This window comes from Flavobacterium sp. (assembly GCF_032153895.1).
Taxonomy (GTDB): Bacteria; Bacteroidota; Bacteroidia; order Flavobacteriales; family Flavobacteriaceae; genus Flavobacterium.
Map to the genome: position 1 here is coordinate 105126 of NZ_JALDYN010000003.1, position 20939 is coordinate 126064.

Genomic DNA, 20939 nt, shown 5'->3' on the forward strand with positions numbered 1-20939 from the left:
GCCATGATTGATTTTTTTCTGAACGCCTACAAAAATGCGCCGTTATATCAGATTGTTATTGAAGCTATCGTTTTTGTGTTTGGAATTGCCAGTGTACTGTACGCTAAAAAAGAAAATATTTTAGTCTATCCGACAGGACTTTTGGCGACACTACTCAGTACTTTTCTTTTGTGGAAAGCCGGTTATTTGGGCGACATGATGATTAACCTGTATTTTTCCATCATGAGTGTTTATGGTTGGTGGAATTGGGGAAGAAAGAAAGAAGGCCAAACCGAGTTACCCATCACCCGAACCAATGTTAAAGAAAAAATAATCGGAATCGTATTGTTCTTACTCACAATTGTTGTAGTTTTCGGCGTCTATAAGTTTTTTGGTCAGGAGATTAAAAAAGAAAATTATATCGACATAGTAGCGTCTGGCATCTTTTTTACAGGAATGTGGTACATGGCTTTGAAAAAAATTGAAAACTGGACACTTTGGATTATCGGGGATTTTATTGTAACCCCAATTTATGCGTACCGCGGATTAGGAATGCTGGCCTTACAGTATCTGATTTTCACGGTATTAGCGACAATGGCATATTTAGAATGGAGAAAGCATTTACAGAACAGGATTTAGCCTATATAAAAGCAAGAGGGAATTCGTTGGATAAAATTCAGCAGCAACTGCATTATTTCAGCAATGGAATTTCCAAAATGAACTTGGAGCGTTCGGCGACCAAAAACGACGGAATTTTAGTTTTTTCGAAAGAAGAAGTTCAGGAAATTGCAGCCTATTTTGACAAGTACAAATCGAAGTACGAAATTGAGAAATTTGTTCCGGCTTCGGGTGCGGCAACGCGAATGTTTCAGTTTTTGAACGAATTTTTAGACCGTTTTAATCCCGAAACCGATACGATTACCAGTTATGTCAACAAATACAACGATGCGAATATCAATGTGTTTGTGGTAGGAATTCGCAATTTTCCGTTTCATGCTGAACTGAAAGAGAAGACCAAATTCTTGTTTCCCGACTATGCCAATTATACTTCCGACAGAAAAATTCACGCCATCATTGCTACATTGTTAACGGTTGATGGGTTGAACTTTGCTAGCAAACCCAAAGGAATTTTGCCATTTCATAAAAAAGGAGAAGCGATTTTGACCCCCATTGACGAACATGTTTCCGAAGCCGATTTTTATACAAATGCAAACGGCGAAGCCAAAATCCATTTCACCATAACGGAAGAATTTAAAAAAGATTTCGAAGCTGTTTTGGCTCGTTATCCGCATATCAAAGCCTCTTTTTCCTATCAGGATTTAACCAGTGACACCATTGCAGTTGCCAGTGATAATAAACCTTTCCGTTTGGAAAATGGCGAGTTGTTCTTCAGGCCTGGTGGACACGGCGCATTAATTGATAATTTAAACCATCTTACTTCGGATATCATATTTGTTAAAAACATTGATAATGTTGCTCAAAACGAAAAAAAGGTGCTGGCAGCTTACAAAAAAATGTTGGGCGGTGTTTTGTTGCAAACTCAATATCAGGTTTTTAACTATTTGAATTTGTTGCAAACCGATGAGGTCAATCAGGAGAAATTGGATGAAATCAAAAGCTTTGCGGAAAACAAACTCAATTTTCTGTTACCGGATGAATTTGCCATGTTCAAAAAAAGTTATCAGAAAGAATATTTCATCAAGTTGTTAAACCGTCCAATTCGGGTGTGCGGTATGGTGAAAAACGAAGGAGAACCTGGTGGAGGACCGTTTTGGGTAAAAGATAAAAAAGGACGTTTGACACTTCAAATTGTGGAATCTTCTCAAATTGACTTACAAAACGAGAATCAGAAACTGATTTTCAGTAATGCAACCCATTTTAATCCGGTCGATATCGTTTGCGGCGTTAAAGATTTTAAAGGTAACAAATTCGATTTAACGAAATTCGTCGATCCGGAAGCTGCTTTTATCACAGAGAAAACCAAATTGGGCAAACCCATCAAGGCCTTTGAGTTACCCGGACTTTGGAATGGTGCCATGGCCAAATGGAGTACTATTTTTGTTGAAGTGCCGCTTTCCACTTTCAATCCGGTGAAAACCATAAACGATTTGCTAAAACCAGCGCATCAGCCAAGCGAATTAGAAAAATAAGATGAACAAGGAAAAACTGCTAACGGAACTACAGTTTAAAGCCGTACGAAGTGGCGGTGCCGGAGGACAACACGTCAACAAAGTGTCGTCCAAAGTGGTGTTGACTTTTGATTTGCCTGCTTCAGAAGCTTTTTCGGAGGAAGAAAAGGATAGACTTGTCAACAAACTTCAACCAAAACTTTCCAAAGACGGATTGCTTTCCCTAAGTTGTGATGAAAGTCGAAGCCAAATCAACAATAAAACTTTGGTAATCGCTCGTTTTTTTCAAGTAATGGAAGCTGCATTGGAAGTGCCTAAAAGTAGAAAAGCAACCAAAATTCCCAAAGCAGTCATCGAGAAACGATTGAAAGCAAAACGAAGTCAATCGGACATCAAACAATCCCGTCAAAAACCGAAATTGTAAATAATTCTCGTTTTGCTTGGATAATTGCAAACGATAATACTACCTTTGCCCCGTCTCAAAGGGGTGCTCTAAATAACGAGCTGAGATCATACCCAATGAACCTGGAACAGGTAATGCTGTTTAGGGAGAGATGACAGAAGTAACGGAGTGCACGCCGTAAAAAGTCATTGCAATCATTATTTTTAATTATTAACAAAGAATAATTGCCCCTTTTATTCGTAATGTTTTTTACGAATGAAAACTTTATTCAAAACGGTACTTGTGGTTTCCTGTCTGCAAATGTCCGTTACAGCATTGTCACAGGAAGTCAAAGTTCAGGACTCGGTTAAAGTTAATGAACTTGAAGAAGTTGTGGTTTCTTCGGTGCGAGCAGGTTCTAAACAGCCAGTAACGTTTACCAATATGAGTAAACAAGAGATTGCACCTCGCAATTTAGGTCAAGACATTCCTGTTTTGATGAATTATTTGCCTTCAGTTGTTTCGACCACAGATGCCGGAAATGGAGTAGGATACACTTCGATGCGCGTTCGTGGTGCCGATGGTTCTCGTATCAATGTAACTTTAAACGGAATTCCTTTTAACGACAGTGAAAGTCAAGGAACGTTTTTTGTGAACTTACCGGATTTTGCTTCTTCCTTGGAAAGCCTTCAGTTGCAACGCGGTGTTGGAACTTCTACAAACGGAGCTGGTGCTTTTGGAGCGAGTTTGAACATGCAAACCAAAGCGTATCAGGAGAAAGCATATGCTGAAATTGCCAATTCTTTCGGAAGTTTTGCTACTAGAAAACACACTTTGTCTTTCGGAACAGGTCTTCACGATAATTTTGAATTCAACGGAAGATTGTCGCAATTAAATTCCGACGGCTATATTGACCGCGCCACTTCGCAAATGTTCGGTTATTTCTTCAATGCCAATTATGTAACCGAGAAAACCTTGGTTAAATTGATTGCCTTTGGCGGAAAAGAAAGAACGTATCAGGCTTGGTATGGTTTGGAGGATCCGGAGAAGTTACAAAACGACCGAACGTTCAATCCGGCAGGAATGTATTTTGATGCCGATGGAACCATGCGCTTTTATGATAATGAATCAGATAATTACTGGCAAAACCATTTCCAGTTGCATTGGAGTCAAAAATGGACCTCGAATTGGACTTCCAACGCGGCCTTACATTATACTTTAGGAAAAGGGTATTACGAGCAATACAAAGAGGATGAGGCTTTTGCAGACTACGGATTAGCCACTTTTGGTGGAAATACTATTACGGATTTGGTGCGTAGAAGATGGTTGGACAATGATTTTTTTGGAGCCACTTTTTCGATGAATTACACTACGGCAAATGCTACGGTTATCTTCGGTGGAGCAGCCAATCGTTATTTGGGAGATCATTATGGGGAAGTGATTTGGACGCAATATTATACGCCAGATTTCAACCGTTATTATAGCAATTATGGTAACAAAGATGATGTCAACTTTTATGCCAAAGCGACCCAAAAAATAAATGATAAAATCAGTGCGTTTGCAGACATGCAATACCGATTGGTTTATTATCAAGCCACAGGTGTGCAAGCCGATGATGTTAACGATACTTTCCGTTTTTTCAACCCAAAAGTAGGTTTGAATTATCAGTTGAATGCTAAAAATGCTTTTTATGCGTATTTCGGAGTGGCTAATAAAGAACCGCGTCGTGACGATTACGAGAACGGAAGTACAAAGCCGGAGCGTTTGTTTGATTATGAGTTAGGTTGGCGTTATGAAGTGAAAGATATCAGAATGAATGTGAATGCTTTTTACATGAATTATAAAGATCAATTGGTGATGACTGGTGCTTTAAATGACGTGGGAGCACCTGTGTTTACCAATAGCGGAAAAAGTTACCGAGTTGGTTTGGAGGCCGATGTTATGGTAAAACCGCATGAAAAATGGACCTTGAGTGGAAATGTAACCGTGAGTCAGAATAAAAACAAAGACTTTTATTTTCAACGTGATGGAGAATTGAAAAACCTTGGAAATACAGATATCGCTTTTTCGCCAAGTTTGATTACAGCGTCCAATGTTACGTTTAGTCCTGTGAAAGCACTTCAAATGAGCTTGTTAGGGAAGTATGTTGGAAAACAGTATATGGGGAATATTGATTCGGAACAATCGGCTTTGGAAGCCTATAATGTTTGTGATTTTAATGCCAACTACGAATGGAAACTGAATAAAGGGCTGAAGTCAGTAGTCTTTACGGCATTAGTAAACAATATTTTCAATAAAGAATACGAGTCCAACGGATATTTCTATACTTACGATGATGATTGGTCAAATCCAGGAAGCGTTACTACGATAGAAGGCGCCGGGTTTTATCCGCAAGCCGGAATTAATTTCCTCGCTGGGGTAACCCTTAAATTTTAAAATGTTTAGTTAATATAGAATGCCAAAAATCCCTGTTCGGAACTTTCGACAGGGATTTTTTAGTTGAATATCGTAATATAACTTCCGTTTACTTCGACATTATATCTTCGCATGGTGTAAGTCATACCTTCTGCAGTTCCGTAGAATAAATTGTAGTCTTTGTCATCGCAAGGACAAGTGGCAATTGCACCATTGTTGGTCATCGTAGAGCAGCTGCTTAATTCTTGGTTTGGACAAGCTGCGTCAAAAGCCGTATAACCGCTTCCAGTATTAAATACAATGATACCACGTATACCCGCATCAGAACCCGAAACATAAACCGAATTTCCTGCGAATTGTAATTGACTGTATGAAGGTAAACTCATGTTGATGGTCTTGTTAACCGGATAATTCGGAAGATATGGATTGTTGTCGTTGGCGACACTGTCATCCTTATTGCAGGCTAATAGTAGTCCGAAAAGCAGTAAAAACAATATTTTTTTCATGAATGATATTTTTGATAAAAGAATTGATAAACAAAATTAAATTATTTAACTTTGACAAATGCATCCGTGCATCTGAAAAGCGAATTTAGTAAAAAACAATATCTTTTTGTAAAGAATCCCGTTTCGATGGGATTCTTTCTATTTATATAAAAACGATAAAATTATGAGTACAGTATCCTATTACACTGCTGAGGGGTTGAAAAAACTGAAGGAAGAATTAGATTATTTAAAAAGTGTAGAGCGTCCGAAAGCGTCTGAAGCCATTGCAGAAGCTCGTGATAAAGGAGATTTGTCTGAAAATGCAGAATACGATGCGGCGAAAGAAGCACAAGGTTTATTAGAGATGAAAATTTCTAAAATGGAAGATTTGGTTGCCAACGCCCGTTTAATTGACGAATCACAGTTGGACGTTTCCAAAGTATTGGTGTTGTCTACGGTTAAGATAAAAAATCAGACCAACGGTATGGAAATGAAGTACACTTTGGTAGCCGAAAGCGAAGCCGATTTAAAAACCGGTAAAATTTCTGTGACTTCTCCAATTGGGAAAGGATTGTTAGGAAAAAGTGTAGGTGAAACTGCTGAAATCAATGTGCCGAACGGAACCTTGAAATTCGAGATTCTTGAAATTTCCCGCGATTAACTAGTAAACTGATTTAGTATGGCTTCCATCTTCACGAAAATAGTAAACGGAGAAATCCCGGCGTATAAAATTGCTGAGGATGACAACTATTTGGCTTTTTTGGATGTAAATCCGAATGCGAAAGGCCACACGCTTTGTATTCCAAAAGAAGAAATCAATAAAATCTTCGACATGGAAGAAGAGCATTATTTAGGCTTAATGCAATTCTCCAGAAAAGTAGCTAAAGCGATTGAGAAAACCGTTCCGTGCAAACGTATCGGAGTTGCCGTTGTTGGTTTGGAAGTGCCACACGTTCATGTACATTTGATTCCATTACATGATATGGATGATATGCGTTTTCAGCGCAAAACCAGTCTTTCTAAAGAAGAATTTGAGGAGTTGGCCAAAGCTATAAGCCTAAATATTTAATTTGTCTAGTAGTTTCAAAAGTATGAGTTTAAAGAAAAGAATAAGAAACCTGATTCGAGGTTATGGTTTTGATGTAATTAGATATCCTCATAAGAATTCATTTGCTGAACGTTTTAGCGCTATATTAAATGAAGCGAAAGTTGATTTAATACTGGATGTAGGGGCCAATAAAGGCCAATTTGGAAAATCACTTGGTGTTATTGGATATAAAGGAAAAATAATGTCTTTTGAACCTGTTTCTTCGGTTTATGAAAAACTGAATGAGGCTGCAAAAATAAATCCTAATTGGAGGGTTTATGAACAATGCTGTATTGGAGATCATGAAGGGGAATCCGTAATTAATGTTTCTAATTTAGTCGGTAATAGTTCTGTATTAGATATTAAATCGACAGATTTTAATGTTAAAAACAGTCATTATGTTGCTAAAGAAACTGTAAAACAAATCACATTAGCTACTTTGAATACCGATGAAGATCTAATAAAAGCAAAAAATGTTTTTGTTAAAATGGATATTCAAGGATTTGAGCATTTTGTTTTATCAATGCTTGATAAAGTTAATTATAATATTGTAGGTTTTTATATTGAATTATCCTTGGTTAAACTATATGATAAGCAGGAAGACTACTTGTTTATTTGTAATTTACTAAAAAAATACGATTACGATTTAGTATATGTAGAACCAGAGAGCGTTCGTTCTGGGCGTATGATACAATTTAACGGTGTTTTTCTAAAAAAAGGATTAAGTTATTGATGCTGACTTTTTAAACGTCACCTGCATCGTAGTGCCTTTCCCAACTTCGGAATGGGCGACCTTTATGCGACCATCGTGATATTCTTCTACAATTCTTTTGGTTAGTGACAAACCTAATCCCCAACCGCGTTTTTTGGTGGTAAATCCGGGTTCAAAAACACTGTTAAACTGATTTTTCGGAATTCCGGCTCCGGTGTCGCTTACTTTTATTTTGACAAAGCGTTCGTTGTCTTCAATGCTAACGGCCAATTTTCCTTTTCCTTTCATAGCATCGATGGCATTTTTTACCAGATTTTCGATAGTCCAGCTGTGCAAAATTGGGTTCAATTTGATAGGGATTGGATGTTGAGGTGCCGTAAAAGAGAATTCCACCTGTTTGGAGGTTCTTGATTTTAAATATTCGAAGGATTGTTCGGTTTCTTTTACCAAATCTCGTTCTTCTAATACCGGTTCCGAACCAATTTTAGAAAAACGATCGGTGATGGTTTGCAAGCGGTTGATGTCTTTTTCGATTTCTTCCACCATACTTTCGTTTACATTTTCCAGTTTTAGGATTTCCAACCAGCCAATTAACGAAGACAATGGTGTTCCAATCTGATGTGCGGTTTCTTTTGCCATTCCGGCCCACAAGCGATTTTGCGTAGCCATTTTGCTGGCGCGGTAAAAATTGAAAATCATGCCGCTGAAAAACAGAGCGACTAAAACAAGTGCCAACGGATAGTATTTTAGTTTAGTTAGTAAAGAAGAGTTGCCGTAATAGTACAAATGTTTCTTTCCGCCAATATTCATAACAATCGGTTGGTTTTCTGATTTTAACCGATTGAAAAAAGCAAGTGTTTTGATCTTGTCTTTCGCGATTTCCTCTTCCACATTGGTCATGTTCAGAATGCTGTCTTTTTCCGTAGTTTGAATAATCGGAATGGTAGTGTTATTGCTCAAAATCTGAAATGGCAATTCCACATCGGTATTTTCATCTGCATTGTTCAGGGTTTTGGAGGCGGCTGCCCAAAGTTCCATTTTCAAACGCTCTTCGTTTTTGAAGGTCTGAAAAAAAGTATAGGTGTTCCACAGAATGAGTACCAATAAATTGAACGCGGCAAGGATAACCACCCAGCGTACTAAATTGCGTCTGTCGGAAGAAAAAGTCATAGTTGGCTTTGAGTAGCGATGTTACTAAGTAGCTAAGGTAGTAAGTTTATTCGGATGCTCAAACTTTCATAATTTAAAATGCTTTTTCGGCTACAATTTTCTTGGCAATCAAGTATCTTTGTCAAAACGAATTTTATCATGATTAGCATTGATCCGAAAGAGGTAACGCCCGTAAAATTACAAGCCTATTTACAAGGTGCGATTGGACCAAGACCAATTGCCTTTGCCAGTACGATGGATGAAGAAGGAAATCCGAATTTATCGCCTTTCAGTTTTTTTAACGTGTTCAGTTCCAACCCGCCGATTTTAATTTTTTCACCGGCGCGTCGGGTGCGAGATAATACGATAAAGCATACATTAATCAATGCTGATAAAACTCGAGAAGTAGTTATCAATGTTGTGAATTATGATATCGTGCAGCAAGCTTCGTTATCGAGCACCGAATATGGCGATGGTGTAAACGAATTTGTAAAATCGGGGTTAACCATGTTGCCTTCGGATAAAATAAAACCATTTCGTGTGGCAGAAAGTCCGGTGCAATTCGAATGCAAAGTAAATGATATTGTTGCGTTAGGAAAAGAAGGCGGAGCCGGAAACCTAATCATTTGTGAAGTGGTAAAATTGCACGTTAGTGAAGCTGTTTTAGATGCCAACGGAACCATCGACCAGCACAAAATCGACTTGGTAGCGCGTATGGGTGGGAATTGGTATTCCAGAGCAAATCAGGGCTTGTTCGAGGTCGAAAAACCACTTACAACTTTAGGAATCGGGGTAGATGCTATACCGGATTTTGTAAAAGAAAGCCCAATTTTCGACGGGAATGATTTAGGGAAATTAGGAAATGTCGAAGCCTTACCAACCGACGAAGAAATTGCTATATTTGTAAAAGAAGATTTCGCGATTAAAGCCGTTTTAAGCGCCGATGATATCGAAAAACAATTCATAAAAGCCAAAGAACATTTAGACAACAACGAAGTGACCACCGCATGGAAAGTCCTTCTAGCAAAACAGTAAACAGTATGGAAGTTACAGGGAAAATTAAAGTGATTAACGCTGCGCAACAAGTAAGTGCGAGTTTTAAAAAGAGAGAGTTGGTAGTAACTACGGAAGAGCAATATCCGCAGCACATCATGATTGAGTTCACGCAGGACAAATGTGATTTGTTGGACAACTACCGCACGGGAGAAGCTGTAAAAGTTTCCATCAACTTACGAGGAAGAGAGTGGGTGAATCCGCAAGGAGAAACCAAATACTTCAACTCTATCCAAGGTTGGAGAATCGAGAAAATGCAGGCAGAAGCACCGGCAGCGCCACAAATGCCGCCAATGCAGGCAAGTCAGGCGTTCGAACCGGCTACGAATTTTAATGAAGAAGAGCACGACGATTTACCGTTCTAATATAAAATTTAGAATTTAGAAATCAGAAGTTTGAGGCAACTTGAATTTCTGATTTTTTTGTTGGAGCGAAGGGCTCGGGCTTTTTTGGAATCCGTGTTCCCGTGTTCCGCACTACAAGGTAGTTGCTTCACCCGGGGCTATTGGAAAAACTTTTCGCATCTTTGTAAACTTTCGAAGAAGAATGTCTGGAACAATCTACATGCTCAATGAGGAACTTTGGTTTCCACCCGTTTCCGAAACCCACGATTCGGGAATATTGGCTATTGGCGGTGATTTGTCTACAGAACGTTTGCTCTTAGCGTACAATTCTGGGATTTTTCCGTGGTTTGAAGACGGCGAACCGATTACTTGGTGGGCACCCGAATGGCGTATGGTACTTTTTCCGCAAGATTTTAAACCTTCCAAAAGCATGCGGAATATTTTGAATCGCAATCTTTTCCAAGTGACGTTCAATCAGAATTTTAAAGAAATTATTTCCAATTGTCAATCCGTAAAACGCGAAGGTCAAAACGGCACCTGGATTACGGATGATATGATTGCTGCGTATTGTAAACTGCACGATTTGGGAATCGCAAAATCGGTTGAGGTTTGGCAAAACGACGAATTGGTTGGCGGTTTGTACGGCATCGATTTAGGCCATGTTTTCTGTGGCGAAAGCATGTTTTCCAAAGTATCCAACGCCAGTAAAGTAGCTTTTGTCCATTTAGTCGAATATCTGAAAGCTAATGATTATTTGTTGCTCGATGGTCAGGTGTACAACGAGCATTTGGAAAGTTTAGGTTGTGTTGAAATCGAAAGAGAAGATTTTATGACAATTCTAAAGCATCGGAATCAATAACTATCGGTTATTCAGTTTTGGAAGTGTTCGGATGTATAATTCTTCCACTTTTTTTCTTGCCCAAGGAGTTTTACGCAAAAACGTCAAACTCGATTTTACTGATGGATCTTTTTTGAAACAATTAATCGGAATTAGTTCTTCAAGCGTGTCAAAACCATAATAGTCTACAAGCGTTTCTACTATAGTTTTCAAAGTGATGCCGTGTAAAGGATCGTTACTCATTGGTTTTTTGTTTTCGTCCAGCAATCTGCCACATGGTCATTCACCATTCCGGTAGCCTGCATGTGTGCGTACACAACTGTTGAGCCTACGAATTTGAATCCGCGTTTTTTTAAATCCTTGCTTAATTTATCTGAAATTTCTGTGGTTGCGGGAACGTCTTTTAAAGTTTTGCATTTGTTGTCAATCGGTTTTCCGTCTACAAATCCCCAAATGTATTTTGAAAACGTGCCGAATTCCTTTTGCACTTCCATAAAAGCAATCGCGTTGGTCACGGCGGCTTTGATTTTTAAGCCATTGCGGATGATGCCGGCGTCTTGCTTCAGCGCTTCAATTTTTCCTTCGGAATACTTGGCTACTTTTTTGTAATCGAAATTGTCAAACGCTTTTCGGAAATTCTCTCGTTTTGCCAAAACCGTATACCAACTTAAACCTGCCTGAAAAGTCTCCAAAGTTAGGAATTCGAAAATTTTCTGATCATCATAAACGGGAATTCCCCATTCGGTATCGTGGTAATTGCGATACAAATCGTCTTTTTCGCACCAGGCGCAGCGAATTTTATCAGCCATGAACTTCAGTTTTTGGTTCGTGTAAATATTTTTCAATCAGATAGTGTCCTAAGTAAATTAACGGAGTTAAAGCCACTGCTAAAATCAATTTGAACACATAGCCCGTTGCAGACATATTGATGTATTGACTGGTGGTGATTTTGCCGGTCATCCAGAACGCAATTCCGGAAACGATAAAACTGTCAATCAATTGGGAAACGATGGTGGAGCCAGTACTTCGAAGCCAAATCATTTTTTTACCGGTTTTGTTGCGCAACATCCAGAACACGGAAACGTCTATCAGCTGTGAAACTAAAAAAGCAATAATACTAGCAACCATGATGAATAAACCTTGCCCGAAGACGGCATAAAATTGTGCGTCGGTTACGGTTTCGCCGGTTTCAAAAGCAGGGATTTTGGTTCCGATAAAAAGCAATAAGATGCAGTAAGCTATTAATCCGGCAGTGATAAACGATAGTTTTTTTACGCCATCACGACCGAAGTGTTCGTTGATGATATCGGTGGTAATGAAAACAATCGGCCAGGGCAAAATACCGACGCTCATGATGAATGGACCAATTTCAATCAGTTTGCCTCCGATGAGTTCGGCTACAATCGCATTGGTGATGAAAATACCGGCTAAAATGATATAAACGATGTCTTTCTTGCTTTGAAACATAAATCGGCTTTAAACTCAAATATACGGTGTTTTCGAGAATAAAAAAACCCCAATCTTGCGACTGAGGTTTTGTATAATTGATTTGGATTTTAAATTATCCTAAAGCCACACGTTTGAAACCAGTAACCGTTAAACCACCGTCAACAGATTTAACATAAGCAGAAACGCTCATAGAACCGTCTTTGATATAATCTTGGTTTACCAAAGTGTTGTCTTTGTAGAAACGTTGGATTTTACCTTTAGCGATGTTGTCTAACATAGCTTCTGGTTTTCCTTCTGCACGCAATTGCTCTTTTGCAATTTCTACTTCTTTCTCGATGATAGAAGCGTCAACACCCGCCTCGTCTAAAGCGATTGGGTTCATTGCAGCAGCTTGCATTGCTACGTTTTTAGCAGCTTCGTCAGCACCAGCAACGTTAGCAGATAAAGCAACCAAAGTAGCGATTTTGCCAGAGTGAACGTAAGAACCAACGTAAGCACCTTCTAAACGCTCGAATTGACCTACTTCAATTTTCTCACCGATAACACCAGTTTGCTCGATTAATTTCTCAGCAACAGTGATTCCACCGAAGTCAGAAGCTAAAAGCTCTTCTTTAGTAGCGTAGTTTAATGCTTGGTTAGCTAAATCTGTAGCTAATTTTACGAAACCTTCATTTTTACCTACGAAATCAGTCTCACAGTTTAATGTGATCGCTACAGCAGCCGTGTTGTCAGCATTTACAACAGCGATTGCAGCACCTTCTGTAGATTCTCTGTCCGAACGGTTAGCCGCTACTTTTTGTCCTTTTTTGCGTAGGTTTTCGATAGCTAAATCGAAATCTCCATCAGCTTCCACTAATGCTTTTTTACAATCCATCATACCTGCTCCGGTGATGGTTCTCAATTTATTTACGTCTGCAGCAGTAATTGTTGCCATTTTTGTATAAAATTTTAAGTTGAAAAAAATTATAAAGTCGTCATATTGATAGTGTTACAAAAGTAGACATCCATCAGCACAACGACTTTATGATAAGGTTATTTTTATTCTTCAGTTGAAGTCGTTGCTTCTGCTTTCGCTTCTGCTACTTCTCCAGCCGGTTGCTCATCTTTGTCAGATTTTCTGTCAGAAAGTCCTTCAACGATTGCACCAGATACTAAAGATAAAACTTTTTCGATCGATTTAGAAGCATCGTCGTTTGCCGGGATAACGAAATCAACCTGACGTGGATCAGAGTTGGTATCTACCATAGCGAATACTGGAATGTTTAACTTTTGAGCTTCTTTAACAGCGATGTGTTCTGCTTTGATATCTACAACGAATAACGCAGCCGGAAGGCGAGTCATGTCTGCAATAGAACCTAAGTTTTTCTCTAACTTAGCACGTAGACGATCAATTTGTAATTTTTCTTTTTTAGATAAAGTGTCAAAAGTACCGTCTTTCTTCATTTTATCGATAGCAGCCATTTTCTTAACAGCTTTACGGATAGTAACGAAGTTAGTCAACATACCACCTGGCCATCTTTCAGTGATGTAAGGCATGTTTGCTGCTGCAGCTTTTTCTGCAACGATGTCTTTTGCTTGTTTTTTGGTAGCTACGAAAAGTACTTTTCTACCAGATGCAGCGATTTTTTTCAAAGCTTCATTAGCCTCTTCGATTTTAGCTGCAGTTTTATATAGATTGATAATGTGAATACCATTACGCTCCATATAGATGTAAGGAGCCATGTTTGGATCCCATTTTCTAGTCATGTGTCCGAAGTGAACACCTGCTTCTAGTAATTCTTTAACTTCTACTTTGTTTGCCATTTTGTAATAGTTTACGTTCTGTTGAATTAGCAATGGTTGAGTAGCGATTGTGTCGGTCTGAACCATTTAGATGCTAAACTAATTCCTACCTCGGCAGGAGAGCAACAAAAACTTAGTGTTTTTAAATAATAATAAATATTAACGTTTAGAGAACTGGAATCTCTTACGAGCTTTCTTCTGACCGAATTTCTTACGCTCAACCATACGAGGGTCACGTGTTAATAATCCTTCAGGTTTTAAGATCGTTCTGTTTTCAGCTTCTACTTCACACATTGCTCTTGCGATAGCCATACGAACAGCCTCAGCTTGTCCTGTAGTACCACCACCGTATACATTAACTTTTACGTCAAAGTTTGAAGCATTCTCAGTCATAGAAAGAGGTTGCATAACTTTGTACTGTAATGTAGCTGTTGGGAAGTAAGTTGCGAAATCCTTTTTGTTTACGGTAATGTTTCCTGTACCTTCAGTAACATAAACACGTGCTACTGCACATTTTCTTCTACCGATTTTGTGAATAACTCCCATTACTTAAGATCGTTTAAGTTTACAGTTTTTGGTTGTTGTGCAGCATGTTTGTGCTCAGAACCAACATTTACATTCAAATTACGGAATAACTCAGCTCCTAATTTGTTTTTAGGAAGCATTCCTTTTACAGCTTTTTCTACTAATAATGCAGGGTTTTTTTGTTGCATTACTTTAGCAGTTAAACTTCTTTGTCCACCTGGGTAGCCAGTGTGACGGATATACGTTTTATCCTCCAACTTGTTACCGGTTAGGTTGATTTTCTCTGCGTTAATAACGATTACGTTATCTCCACAGTCCACATGTGGTGTATAACTTGGCTTGTACTTACCTCTTAATAGCATGGCTACTTTTGAAGCAAGGCGACCTAAGTTATGACCGTCAGCGTCTACAACAATCCACTGTTTGTCTACAGTAGCTTTGTTAGCTGATACTGTCTTGTAGCTTAAATTGTCCACGTTTTTTTATTTAAATTAAACATTCCATTCCCAATTAAGGGAGTGCAAAAGTACAATTAATTATTTATAATGCAAACTCCTTTGAATATTATTTTGATTCTGATTATCAGTCAAGTGATTGATTTGCTGAAGGAAAACTATTCTTTGGTGAACTTAAATTCCACGCCGCCTTGTTTTAGAACCATGGTTTTGTCACCAAAAAGCATAGTGATGCCAGCAGAGTCAAAAGTGAATTCGGTATTGCTGATGGCGTTCAGAGGAAAAGAGCTTTGTCCGGTGGCTTGCGCAATCAATTCGCCTTTTTCTATTTTTATATTGATTTTCAGAGGAATATCTTTTGAAGCATAAGTACCTTCATAATTTTTAAGAATGGCTTCGTCGATTTTCAGCGAAGTTAAATTTGGAAACGGGAAAGGCATTTTATAGTAGATGCTCAAAATTCCAATCATAATATCGTTGCGGCTGAAATTCTCACCGTTTACGATTAAACTGACACCTAATTTTTCGGTTGGATAATAACCTACAACGGAACGATAGCCTTCAATACCACCTGTATGTCCGAAGAATTTGCGCTCTCCAAATGGGAATGTCACCAAACCGATGCCATAACTCTGGTTCAGTTTTGTCATTTCGTCCAGTGAAGTTTGCTGCTTTAACAATTTTCCATTGAAAAGTCCGCGCATCAGAGCTGTTAAATCATTCGCATCCGAAGTAATTCCACCAGCTGCAAACGGAAGCGACATGTCCCATTCCGGAAACAATTCCCATTGGGTGCCGTTGTATAAATAGGAATAGGATTCGTTTCGGTTCACATCAACTTTATCAACTAAATAAGTATCGCGCAATTTTAAACGGCTGGTGATTCTGTTCTTAAGATTAGTGGCGTAGCTTACTTTGGTCAAATCTTCAATGATGCAACCTAATAAATAGTAATTGGAATTGCTGTATTCCGCTTTAGAATTCGGTTCAAAAGCTGAAGGATAAGCTGCAATTCGTTCCACCATTTCTTTTTTACTCACTTTGGCCATTACGTTAATCGTAGAATCGCCGTTGATGTAATCCACAATTCCAGAACGATGACGTAACAAGTCGTTGATGGTGATTTTTTCCGCATTTGTAATTTTCGGATAAAATTTACTCAGTTTATCATCTAACTTCAAGCGTTTTTCTTCCACCAACTGCATAATCATCACCGCTGTAAAAGTCTTGGTTATCGAACCGATTTTATATTTTGTATAGCCATCCGGTTGTACGGTGCTTTCCGGCAAACCATACGCTTTGGAAAAAACGACATTGTCACCTTCACGAATGCTCAATTGTCCCATGAATTTATTATTCTGATTCAGGTACGTTAGCAAACTGTCAATTTTTCGGAAACGGGTTTTTTCCTGAGCAATTGTTGTGATTGAAATTGCAAGAAGAAGGTAAATAAATAGTTTTTTCATGGGTTTAGTTTTTTAATTTCAGATAAATTGAAACAATAACATTAGTTGCAAAAAATAATGCGCTTAATAGAAAAGCAGTAAAAAAAAGTATATGATTGTTGTCTGTTGTGAAAAAACAAATAAAAATTAGAAATATGGACAGCAATGTTAAGATGAAATTTGTTTTAACCTTTAAAACGAGCAAAGTTAAGTATGTCGTTAATGTGATAATGACAAGTGGAAATAAAAAGCTAGTAATATCCCATGCCCAACCGACAGTTTTGTTTATTCCGATTGGTCCAAACAATATGTTTGAAATAAATAGAGTCAAAAACAACAATAGTGTTGTAAGGACAATGAATTTTGATAAAAACTTTAAATATTTCATATTGAATTCTGAATACTGCGACTAAAAAACTTCTAATGCGCTTCCAACCAATCACGTCCGATACCCAAATCCACTTCCAACGGAACGGCTAATTTGAAAGCGTTTTCCATTTCGTGTTTGATCATCGGTTTGATTTTTTCCAATTCCTCATTATAAACGTCAAAAACCAATTCATCGTGTACCTGTAAAAGCATTTTGGATTGCCAGTTTTCCGAAGTCAGTTTTTTGTGGATGTTGATCATCGCAATTTTGATGATATCCGCAGCACTTCCCTGAATTGGCGCGTTAACCGCATTTCGCTCCGCAGCACCACGAACCACCGCATTGGCAGAATTGATGTCTTTTAAATAACGACGACGACCCGAAACCGTTTGCACATACCCATGGTCACGGGCAAAACTCACTTGTTCCTGAATGTACGCACGCAAACGCGGATACGTATTGTAGTACGCGTCAATTAAAGCAGCACTTTCACTTCTCGATAAATTTGTCTGGTTGCTCAATCCGAAAGCGGAAACCCCATAAATGATTCCAAAGTTTACGGTTTTGGCATTGCTTCGTTGTTCTTTAGTAACTTCTTCCGGTGCAACATTGAATACTTTTGCAGCTGTACTTCGGTGGATGTCTTCGCCGTTTTGGAAGGCTTTAATCATGTTTTCTTCGCCACTCATCGCAGCAATCACGCGCAATTCGATTTGCGAGTAATCGGCAGAAAGTAAAGTGTAATTATCGTCTTTTGCAATAAACGCTTTTCGAATTAATCGCCCTCTTTCGGTACGAATCGGAATGTTTTGTAAGTTCGGATTGTTGGAACTCAAACGTCCGGTAGCTGCGACGGTTTGCATATAATCGGTATGTACTCGATTGGTGCCTTTATCGACTTGTTCCGGTAACGAAATGATATAAGTGCTTTGCAGTTTTACCATTTGACGCCAGTCGAGAATTTGCTGTACGATTTCATGTTCGCCAGCCAAATAACTCAAGACTTCTTCGCCCGTAGCATATTGTCCGGTTTTGGTTTTCTTTTGTTTCGCGCCACCAATTTTCAGTTTTTCGAATAAAATATCGCCCAACTGTTTCGGAGAAGCCAAATTGAATTTCTCACCAGCCGTTTCATAGATTTTCTGCTCCAGTGCTTTGATTTCAACGTCCATATCTTTGGACATTGCTTTCAGATACTCAACATCCAAACGAATGCCTTCGCGTTCCATATCGGCTAAAACAGAAATTAGCGGAATTTCAATGTCTTCGAATAATTTTTTCGTGCCCGCACTGTCCAATTTTGGATCGAATACTTCTTTTAATTGTAAAGTGATATCGGCATCTTCGGCAGCGTATTCTTTGATGTCTTCCAAAGCCACATGGCGCATCGATTTCTGGTTTTTCCCTTTTTTACCGATTAGTGTTTCGATGGATTTTGGCGAATATTTTAAATAGGTTTCCGAAAGCACGTCCATATTGTGACGCATGTCCGGATTGATTAAATAATGCGCAATCATGGTGTCGAACAATTTTCCTTTTACTGAAACACCGTAATTGGCTAATATTTTTAAATCGTATTTGATGTTTTGACCGATTTTGACGATTTCCTCATTTTCAAAAAACGGTTTGAATTTGTCAACCAATTCCTGAGCTTCGTCGCGATTTTCAGAAACCGGAACGTAAAACGCTTTGCCTTTTTCAAACGAAAACGACATGCCGACTAATTCTGCGTTGTTGGCGTCGATTCCTGTGGTTTCCGTGTCGAAACAAACTTCTTTTTGTTGTAAAAGTGTTTGAAGCAATAGTTTTATGCCTAGATTTCCTTGGCTTACTTCGTAATGATGTGGCGTGTTTTCTAACGTATTGTAATAACTGTGATGTCCTGCTTCGGCTTCACTGTCGCCGGTTTCAAATAACGAAAATTGATCATCGCTTTTGGTAGGTTTTTTGGCTGTTTTTGGAGCCGAATCGCCATTATTGCTGATTTCGTCGTATTCCTGACCACCACCGAATAATTTGTCAAATTGGGTTTTTAACTGACGGAATTCCAGTTCTATCATTAAGGCTTCCGTTTTTTCGACATCCGGTTTGGACAATTCGTAATCGGTTTCGTCAAACGTTACTGGACAATCTAATAATATAGTAGCTAGTTTTTTGGATAGAATTCCTTGTTCTTTGTTGGCTTCGATTTTTTCTTTCAAAGCACCTTTTAGTTTGTCGGTATTGGCCAACAAATTTTCCATCGAACCGAATTCGGCTAATAATTTTTTAGCAGTTTTCTCACCCACACCCGGAAGCCCCGGAATGTTATCCACCGCATCGCCCATCATTCCCAAGAAATCAATCACCTGAAGCGGATCTTCAATTTCGAATTTTGCTTTCACTTCGTCCACGCCCCAAATTTCGATGTCGTTACCCAAACGTGCCGGTCGGTACATGAAAATGTTTTCAGAAACCAATTGCCCAAAATCTTTATCCGGCGTTACCATGAAAACCTGATAGCCTTGTTTTTCGGCTTGTTTGGCCAAAGTTCCTATTAAATCATCGGCTTCGTAACCGGCTTCTTCTACAATGGGAATGTGCATCGCGCGCAAAAATTCCTGAATGTAAGGAACGGCAATTTTAATGGCTTCCGGTGTTTCGTCGCGATTGGCTTTGTAAGCTTCGAACATTTCGCTGCGAACTGCACTTCCGCCTTTGTCGAATGCTACGGCTAAATGATCGGGTTTTTCGCGTTTGATGACGTCAATTAACGAGTTCATAAATCCTAAAATGGCTGAAGTGTCCATCCCTTTGGAATTAATCCTCGGATTTTTGATAAAAGCGTAATATCCACGGAAAATTAACGCATAAGCATCTAAAAGAAAAAGACGTTTTTGTGACATGGTTTCGAAAAATTAGAACGTAAAAATAAGGAAAGTGGGAAGATTATGCTACAACTTCAACGGCAAATCAGTGCTTTAGTTAAAATTAAATTAAGAAATGACGGCTAAGCGTTTCATTCTTCGTTACTTTGCTTGTCTAAAAACAAAAAGTAAATGAGTCGTTTGGTTTTTATTGGAGTAATTCTACTGTTGGTTGAACTGTATGCCTATCAGGCTGTCAAGACAATTACAAGGGAGCGCTGGATTCTTATCGTATATCAGATAATCAGTTTGTTGGCGGTAGCTTATATTTTATATGGTTTCAGCCAATTTGACCGCAAAGTAGGGCAGAATGCACAATCCTTGTTTACTATGGGCTTACTGTTGTTGATGTTGGTTCCGAAACTCATCATCACCATCATTCTTTTAGGAGAAGATATTTATAGAATGTTCGCCACGGTGATCAATTATTTTACCCAAGCCGATAATATCAAAGAAGCGATTCCAGGCAGACGAAAATTCATCAGTCAGATAGCATTGGGAATTGCGGCGATTCCGTTTACGTCGTTGTTGTACGGAATGACCAAAGGAAAATACAATTTTAAAGTGATTCGTCAGACGTTGTTTTTTGCTGATTTGCCGGAAAGTTTTGATGGGATGACCATCACGCAGTTTTCTGACGTGCACAGTGGTAGTTTTGACAATCCGGAGAAGATTCAATATGCTATCGATTTGATTAACGAGCAAAAATCGGACATTGTTTTGTTTACCGGAGATATCGTGAATACGCATGCTACGGAGATGCATCCTTGGGTGGAAACTTTCAAGAAAATTGAAACACCGAAATTCGGAAAGTATTCTATTTTAGGAAATCATGATTACGGTGAATATGTCGATTGGTCATCAAGAACCGAAAAAGAGGAAAACTTCAAAGCGATTAAAGATTTACACCGACAGATTGATTTCAAACTTTTGCTGAACGAAAACGTAAAGTTGAAAAATGGTTCCGATGAGATTGCACTTGTTGGTGTAGAAAACTGGGGCGTGAAATTTAAACAAGCTGGTGATTTAACCAAGGCTTCGGAAGGTTTAGCAAAAGAAGATTTTAAAATTTTGATGAGCCACGATCCGTCACATTGGGATGCTGAAGTAAAAACCCACGAGAACAATTACCATTTGACGCTTTCAGGACATACACATGGTTTGCAGTTTGGGATTGAAATACCAGGGTTTATCAAATGGAGTCCGGTGCAATATGTCTATAAACAATGGGCTGGTTTGTATGAAAATATGGGGCGTTATATCTATGTAAATCGCGGATTTGGGTTTCATGCCTATCCGGGTCGCGTTGGAATTTGGCCTGAAATAACCGTTATAGAACTAAAAAAAGCTGAAAAAGTAGCATAAATGCGCAAAAATATTATATTTGTATACTATTTCATGACGAAAGCTGGTTTATAACATAACTTTAAATCC

22 protein-coding genes and 1 riboswitch are annotated in these 20939 nt (G+C 38.7%); of the genes, 11 read left to right on the forward strand and 11 right to left on the reverse strand.

All coding sequences use genetic code 11. From position 1 onward, the window contains the following. Window positions 1–3 precede the first annotated feature (3 nt). The 4 genes from pnuC (at window position 4) to RUH60_RS02510 (ending at window position 4926) form a co-directional block, all read left to right on the forward strand. Complete coding sequence (gene pnuC / locus RUH60_RS02495) at window positions 4–618, forward strand: nicotinamide riboside transporter PnuC (RefSeq protein WP_313804907.1); 615 nt, start codon at window positions 4–6, stop codon at window positions 616–618. Continuing rightward, the gene (locus RUH60_RS02500) at window positions 588–2129 is read left to right on the forward strand and encodes a DUF4301 family protein (RefSeq protein WP_313804909.1); all 1542 of its coding nucleotides are present in this window, start codon (window positions 588–590) and stop codon (window positions 2127–2129) included. Before pnuC ends, RUH60_RS02500 begins: the two co-directional genes overlap by 31 nt. 1 nt (window position 2130) lies before the next feature. Then, window positions 2131–2532, forward strand: coding sequence for an alternative ribosome rescue aminoacyl-tRNA hydrolase ArfB (arfB, locus tag RUH60_RS02505; RefSeq protein ID WP_313804912.1), 402 nt, complete (start codon window positions 2131–2133; stop codon window positions 2530–2532). 48 nt (window positions 2533–2580) lie between these two features. Next, window positions 2581–2675, forward strand: a riboswitch (TPP riboswitch). Window positions 2676–2766: 91 nt separating this feature from the next. Next, window positions 2767–4926, forward strand: coding sequence for a TonB-dependent receptor domain-containing protein (locus RUH60_RS02510; RefSeq protein ID WP_313804915.1), 2160 nt, complete (start codon window positions 2767–2769; stop codon window positions 4924–4926). 59 nt (window positions 4927–4985) lie between these two features. Here the strand turns inward: RUH60_RS02510 and RUH60_RS02515 are convergent, their stop codons facing one another. After that, window positions 4986–5411 carry a hypothetical protein gene (locus tag RUH60_RS02515; RefSeq protein ID WP_313804918.1) on the reverse strand — a complete coding sequence of 142 codons (426 nt, stop codon included), beginning with the start codon at window positions 5409–5411 and terminating at the stop codon, window positions 4986–4988. 163 nt (window positions 5412–5574) lie between these two features. Between RUH60_RS02515 and greA the strand changes: the two genes are divergently transcribed. Genes greA through RUH60_RS02530 form a run of 3 tightly spaced genes read left to right on the forward strand, consistent with a single transcriptional unit; the run spans window position 5575 to window position 7210 of the window. Further along, entirely contained in the window at window positions 5575–6051 is a 477-nt protein-coding gene (gene greA / locus RUH60_RS02520) for a transcription elongation factor GreA (RefSeq protein ID WP_313804921.1), read from the forward strand. An 18-nt stretch (window positions 6052–6069) separates the two neighbouring features. Further along, entirely contained in the window at window positions 6070–6459 is a 390-nt protein-coding gene (locus tag RUH60_RS02525) for an HIT family protein (protein ID WP_313804924.1), read from the forward strand. 22 nt (window positions 6460–6481) lie between these two features. After that, window positions 6482–7210: an FkbM family methyltransferase gene (locus RUH60_RS02530; RefSeq protein WP_313804926.1), complete on the forward strand. Its 729-nt coding sequence runs from the start codon at window positions 6482–6484 to the stop codon at window positions 7208–7210. Here RUH60_RS02530 and RUH60_RS02535 read toward each other — a convergent pair. Further along, complete coding sequence (locus tag RUH60_RS02535) at window positions 7199–8359, reverse strand: HAMP domain-containing sensor histidine kinase (protein WP_313804928.1); 1161 nt, start codon at window positions 8357–8359, stop codon at window positions 7199–7201. The genes RUH60_RS02530 and RUH60_RS02535 overlap by 12 nt on opposite strands. Window positions 8360–8497: 138 nt before the next feature. Between RUH60_RS02535 and RUH60_RS02540 the strand changes: the two genes are divergently transcribed. From RUH60_RS02540 to aat, 3 genes are all read left to right on the forward strand, one after another. Beyond that, window positions 8498–9373 carry a flavin reductase family protein gene (locus RUH60_RS02540; protein ID WP_313804932.1) on the forward strand — a complete coding sequence of 292 codons (876 nt, stop codon included), beginning with the start codon at window positions 8498–8500 and terminating at the stop codon, window positions 9371–9373. A 5-nt stretch (window positions 9374–9378) separates the two neighbouring features. Further along, window positions 9379–9756 carry a DUF3127 domain-containing protein gene (locus RUH60_RS02545; RefSeq protein WP_313804935.1) on the forward strand — a complete coding sequence of 126 codons (378 nt, stop codon included), beginning with the start codon at window positions 9379–9381 and terminating at the stop codon, window positions 9754–9756. Window positions 9757–9937: 181 nt separating this feature from the next. Beyond that, window positions 9938–10594 (forward strand): leucyl/phenylalanyl-tRNA--protein transferase, encoded by a 657-nt coding sequence (gene aat, locus RUH60_RS02550; protein ID WP_409559645.1) that lies wholly within the window; start codon window positions 9938–9940, stop codon window positions 10592–10594. Here aat and RUH60_RS02555 read toward each other — a convergent pair whose 3' ends face one another. The 9 genes from RUH60_RS02555 to polA form a co-directional block, all read right to left on the reverse strand. Beyond that, entirely contained in the window at window positions 10595–10816 is a 222-nt protein-coding gene (locus tag RUH60_RS02555; protein ID WP_313804937.1) for a VF530 family protein, read from the reverse strand. Further along, window positions 10813–11382 (reverse strand): DNA-3-methyladenine glycosylase I, encoded by a 570-nt coding sequence (locus RUH60_RS02560; RefSeq protein ID WP_313804939.1) that lies wholly within the window; start codon window positions 11380–11382, stop codon window positions 10813–10815. The genes RUH60_RS02555 and RUH60_RS02560 overlap by 4 nt, the downstream gene beginning before the upstream one ends. After that, window positions 11375–12040 carry a queuosine precursor transporter gene (locus RUH60_RS02565; RefSeq protein WP_313804942.1) on the reverse strand — a complete coding sequence of 222 codons (666 nt, stop codon included), beginning with the start codon at window positions 12038–12040 and terminating at the stop codon, window positions 11375–11377. Before RUH60_RS02565 ends, RUH60_RS02560 begins: the two co-directional genes overlap by 8 nt. A 94-nt stretch (window positions 12041–12134) precedes the next feature. Further along, window positions 12135–12956 (reverse strand): translation elongation factor Ts, encoded by an 822-nt coding sequence (gene tsf, locus RUH60_RS02570; RefSeq protein ID WP_313804945.1) that lies wholly within the window; start codon window positions 12954–12956, stop codon window positions 12135–12137. A 104-nt stretch (window positions 12957–13060) separates the two neighbouring features. Continuing rightward, on the reverse strand, window positions 13061–13825 hold the full coding sequence (gene rpsB / locus RUH60_RS02575) for a 30S ribosomal protein S2 (protein WP_313804948.1): 765 nt from the start codon (window positions 13823–13825) through the stop codon (window positions 13061–13063). Between the two features lie 138 nt (window positions 13826–13963). Continuing rightward, window positions 13964–14350 carry a 30S ribosomal protein S9 gene (gene rpsI, locus RUH60_RS02580; protein WP_313804951.1) on the reverse strand — a complete coding sequence of 129 codons (387 nt, stop codon included), beginning with the start codon at window positions 14348–14350 and terminating at the stop codon, window positions 13964–13966. Beyond that, window positions 14350–14805 (reverse strand): 50S ribosomal protein L13, encoded by a 456-nt coding sequence (gene rplM, locus RUH60_RS02585; protein ID WP_313804954.1) that lies wholly within the window; start codon window positions 14803–14805, stop codon window positions 14350–14352. The genes rpsI and rplM overlap by 1 nt, the downstream gene beginning before the upstream one ends. Before the next feature lie 137 nt (window positions 14806–14942). Then, on the reverse strand, window positions 14943–16250 hold the full coding sequence (locus tag RUH60_RS02590; protein ID WP_313804957.1) for a serine hydrolase domain-containing protein: 1308 nt from the start codon (window positions 16248–16250) through the stop codon (window positions 14943–14945). Between the two features lie 399 nt (window positions 16251–16649). Further along, window positions 16650–19484, reverse strand: coding sequence for a DNA polymerase I (polA, locus tag RUH60_RS02595; RefSeq protein ID WP_313804960.1), 2835 nt, complete (start codon window positions 19482–19484; stop codon window positions 16650–16652). A 153-nt stretch (window positions 19485–19637) separates the two neighbouring features. On the opposite strand from polA, the gene RUH60_RS02600 reads away from it, so the two are divergent. Next, entirely contained in the window at window positions 19638–20870 is a 1233-nt protein-coding gene (locus RUH60_RS02600) for a metallophosphoesterase (protein ID WP_313804963.1), read from the forward strand. Window positions 20871–20939: the final 69 nt, after the last annotated feature.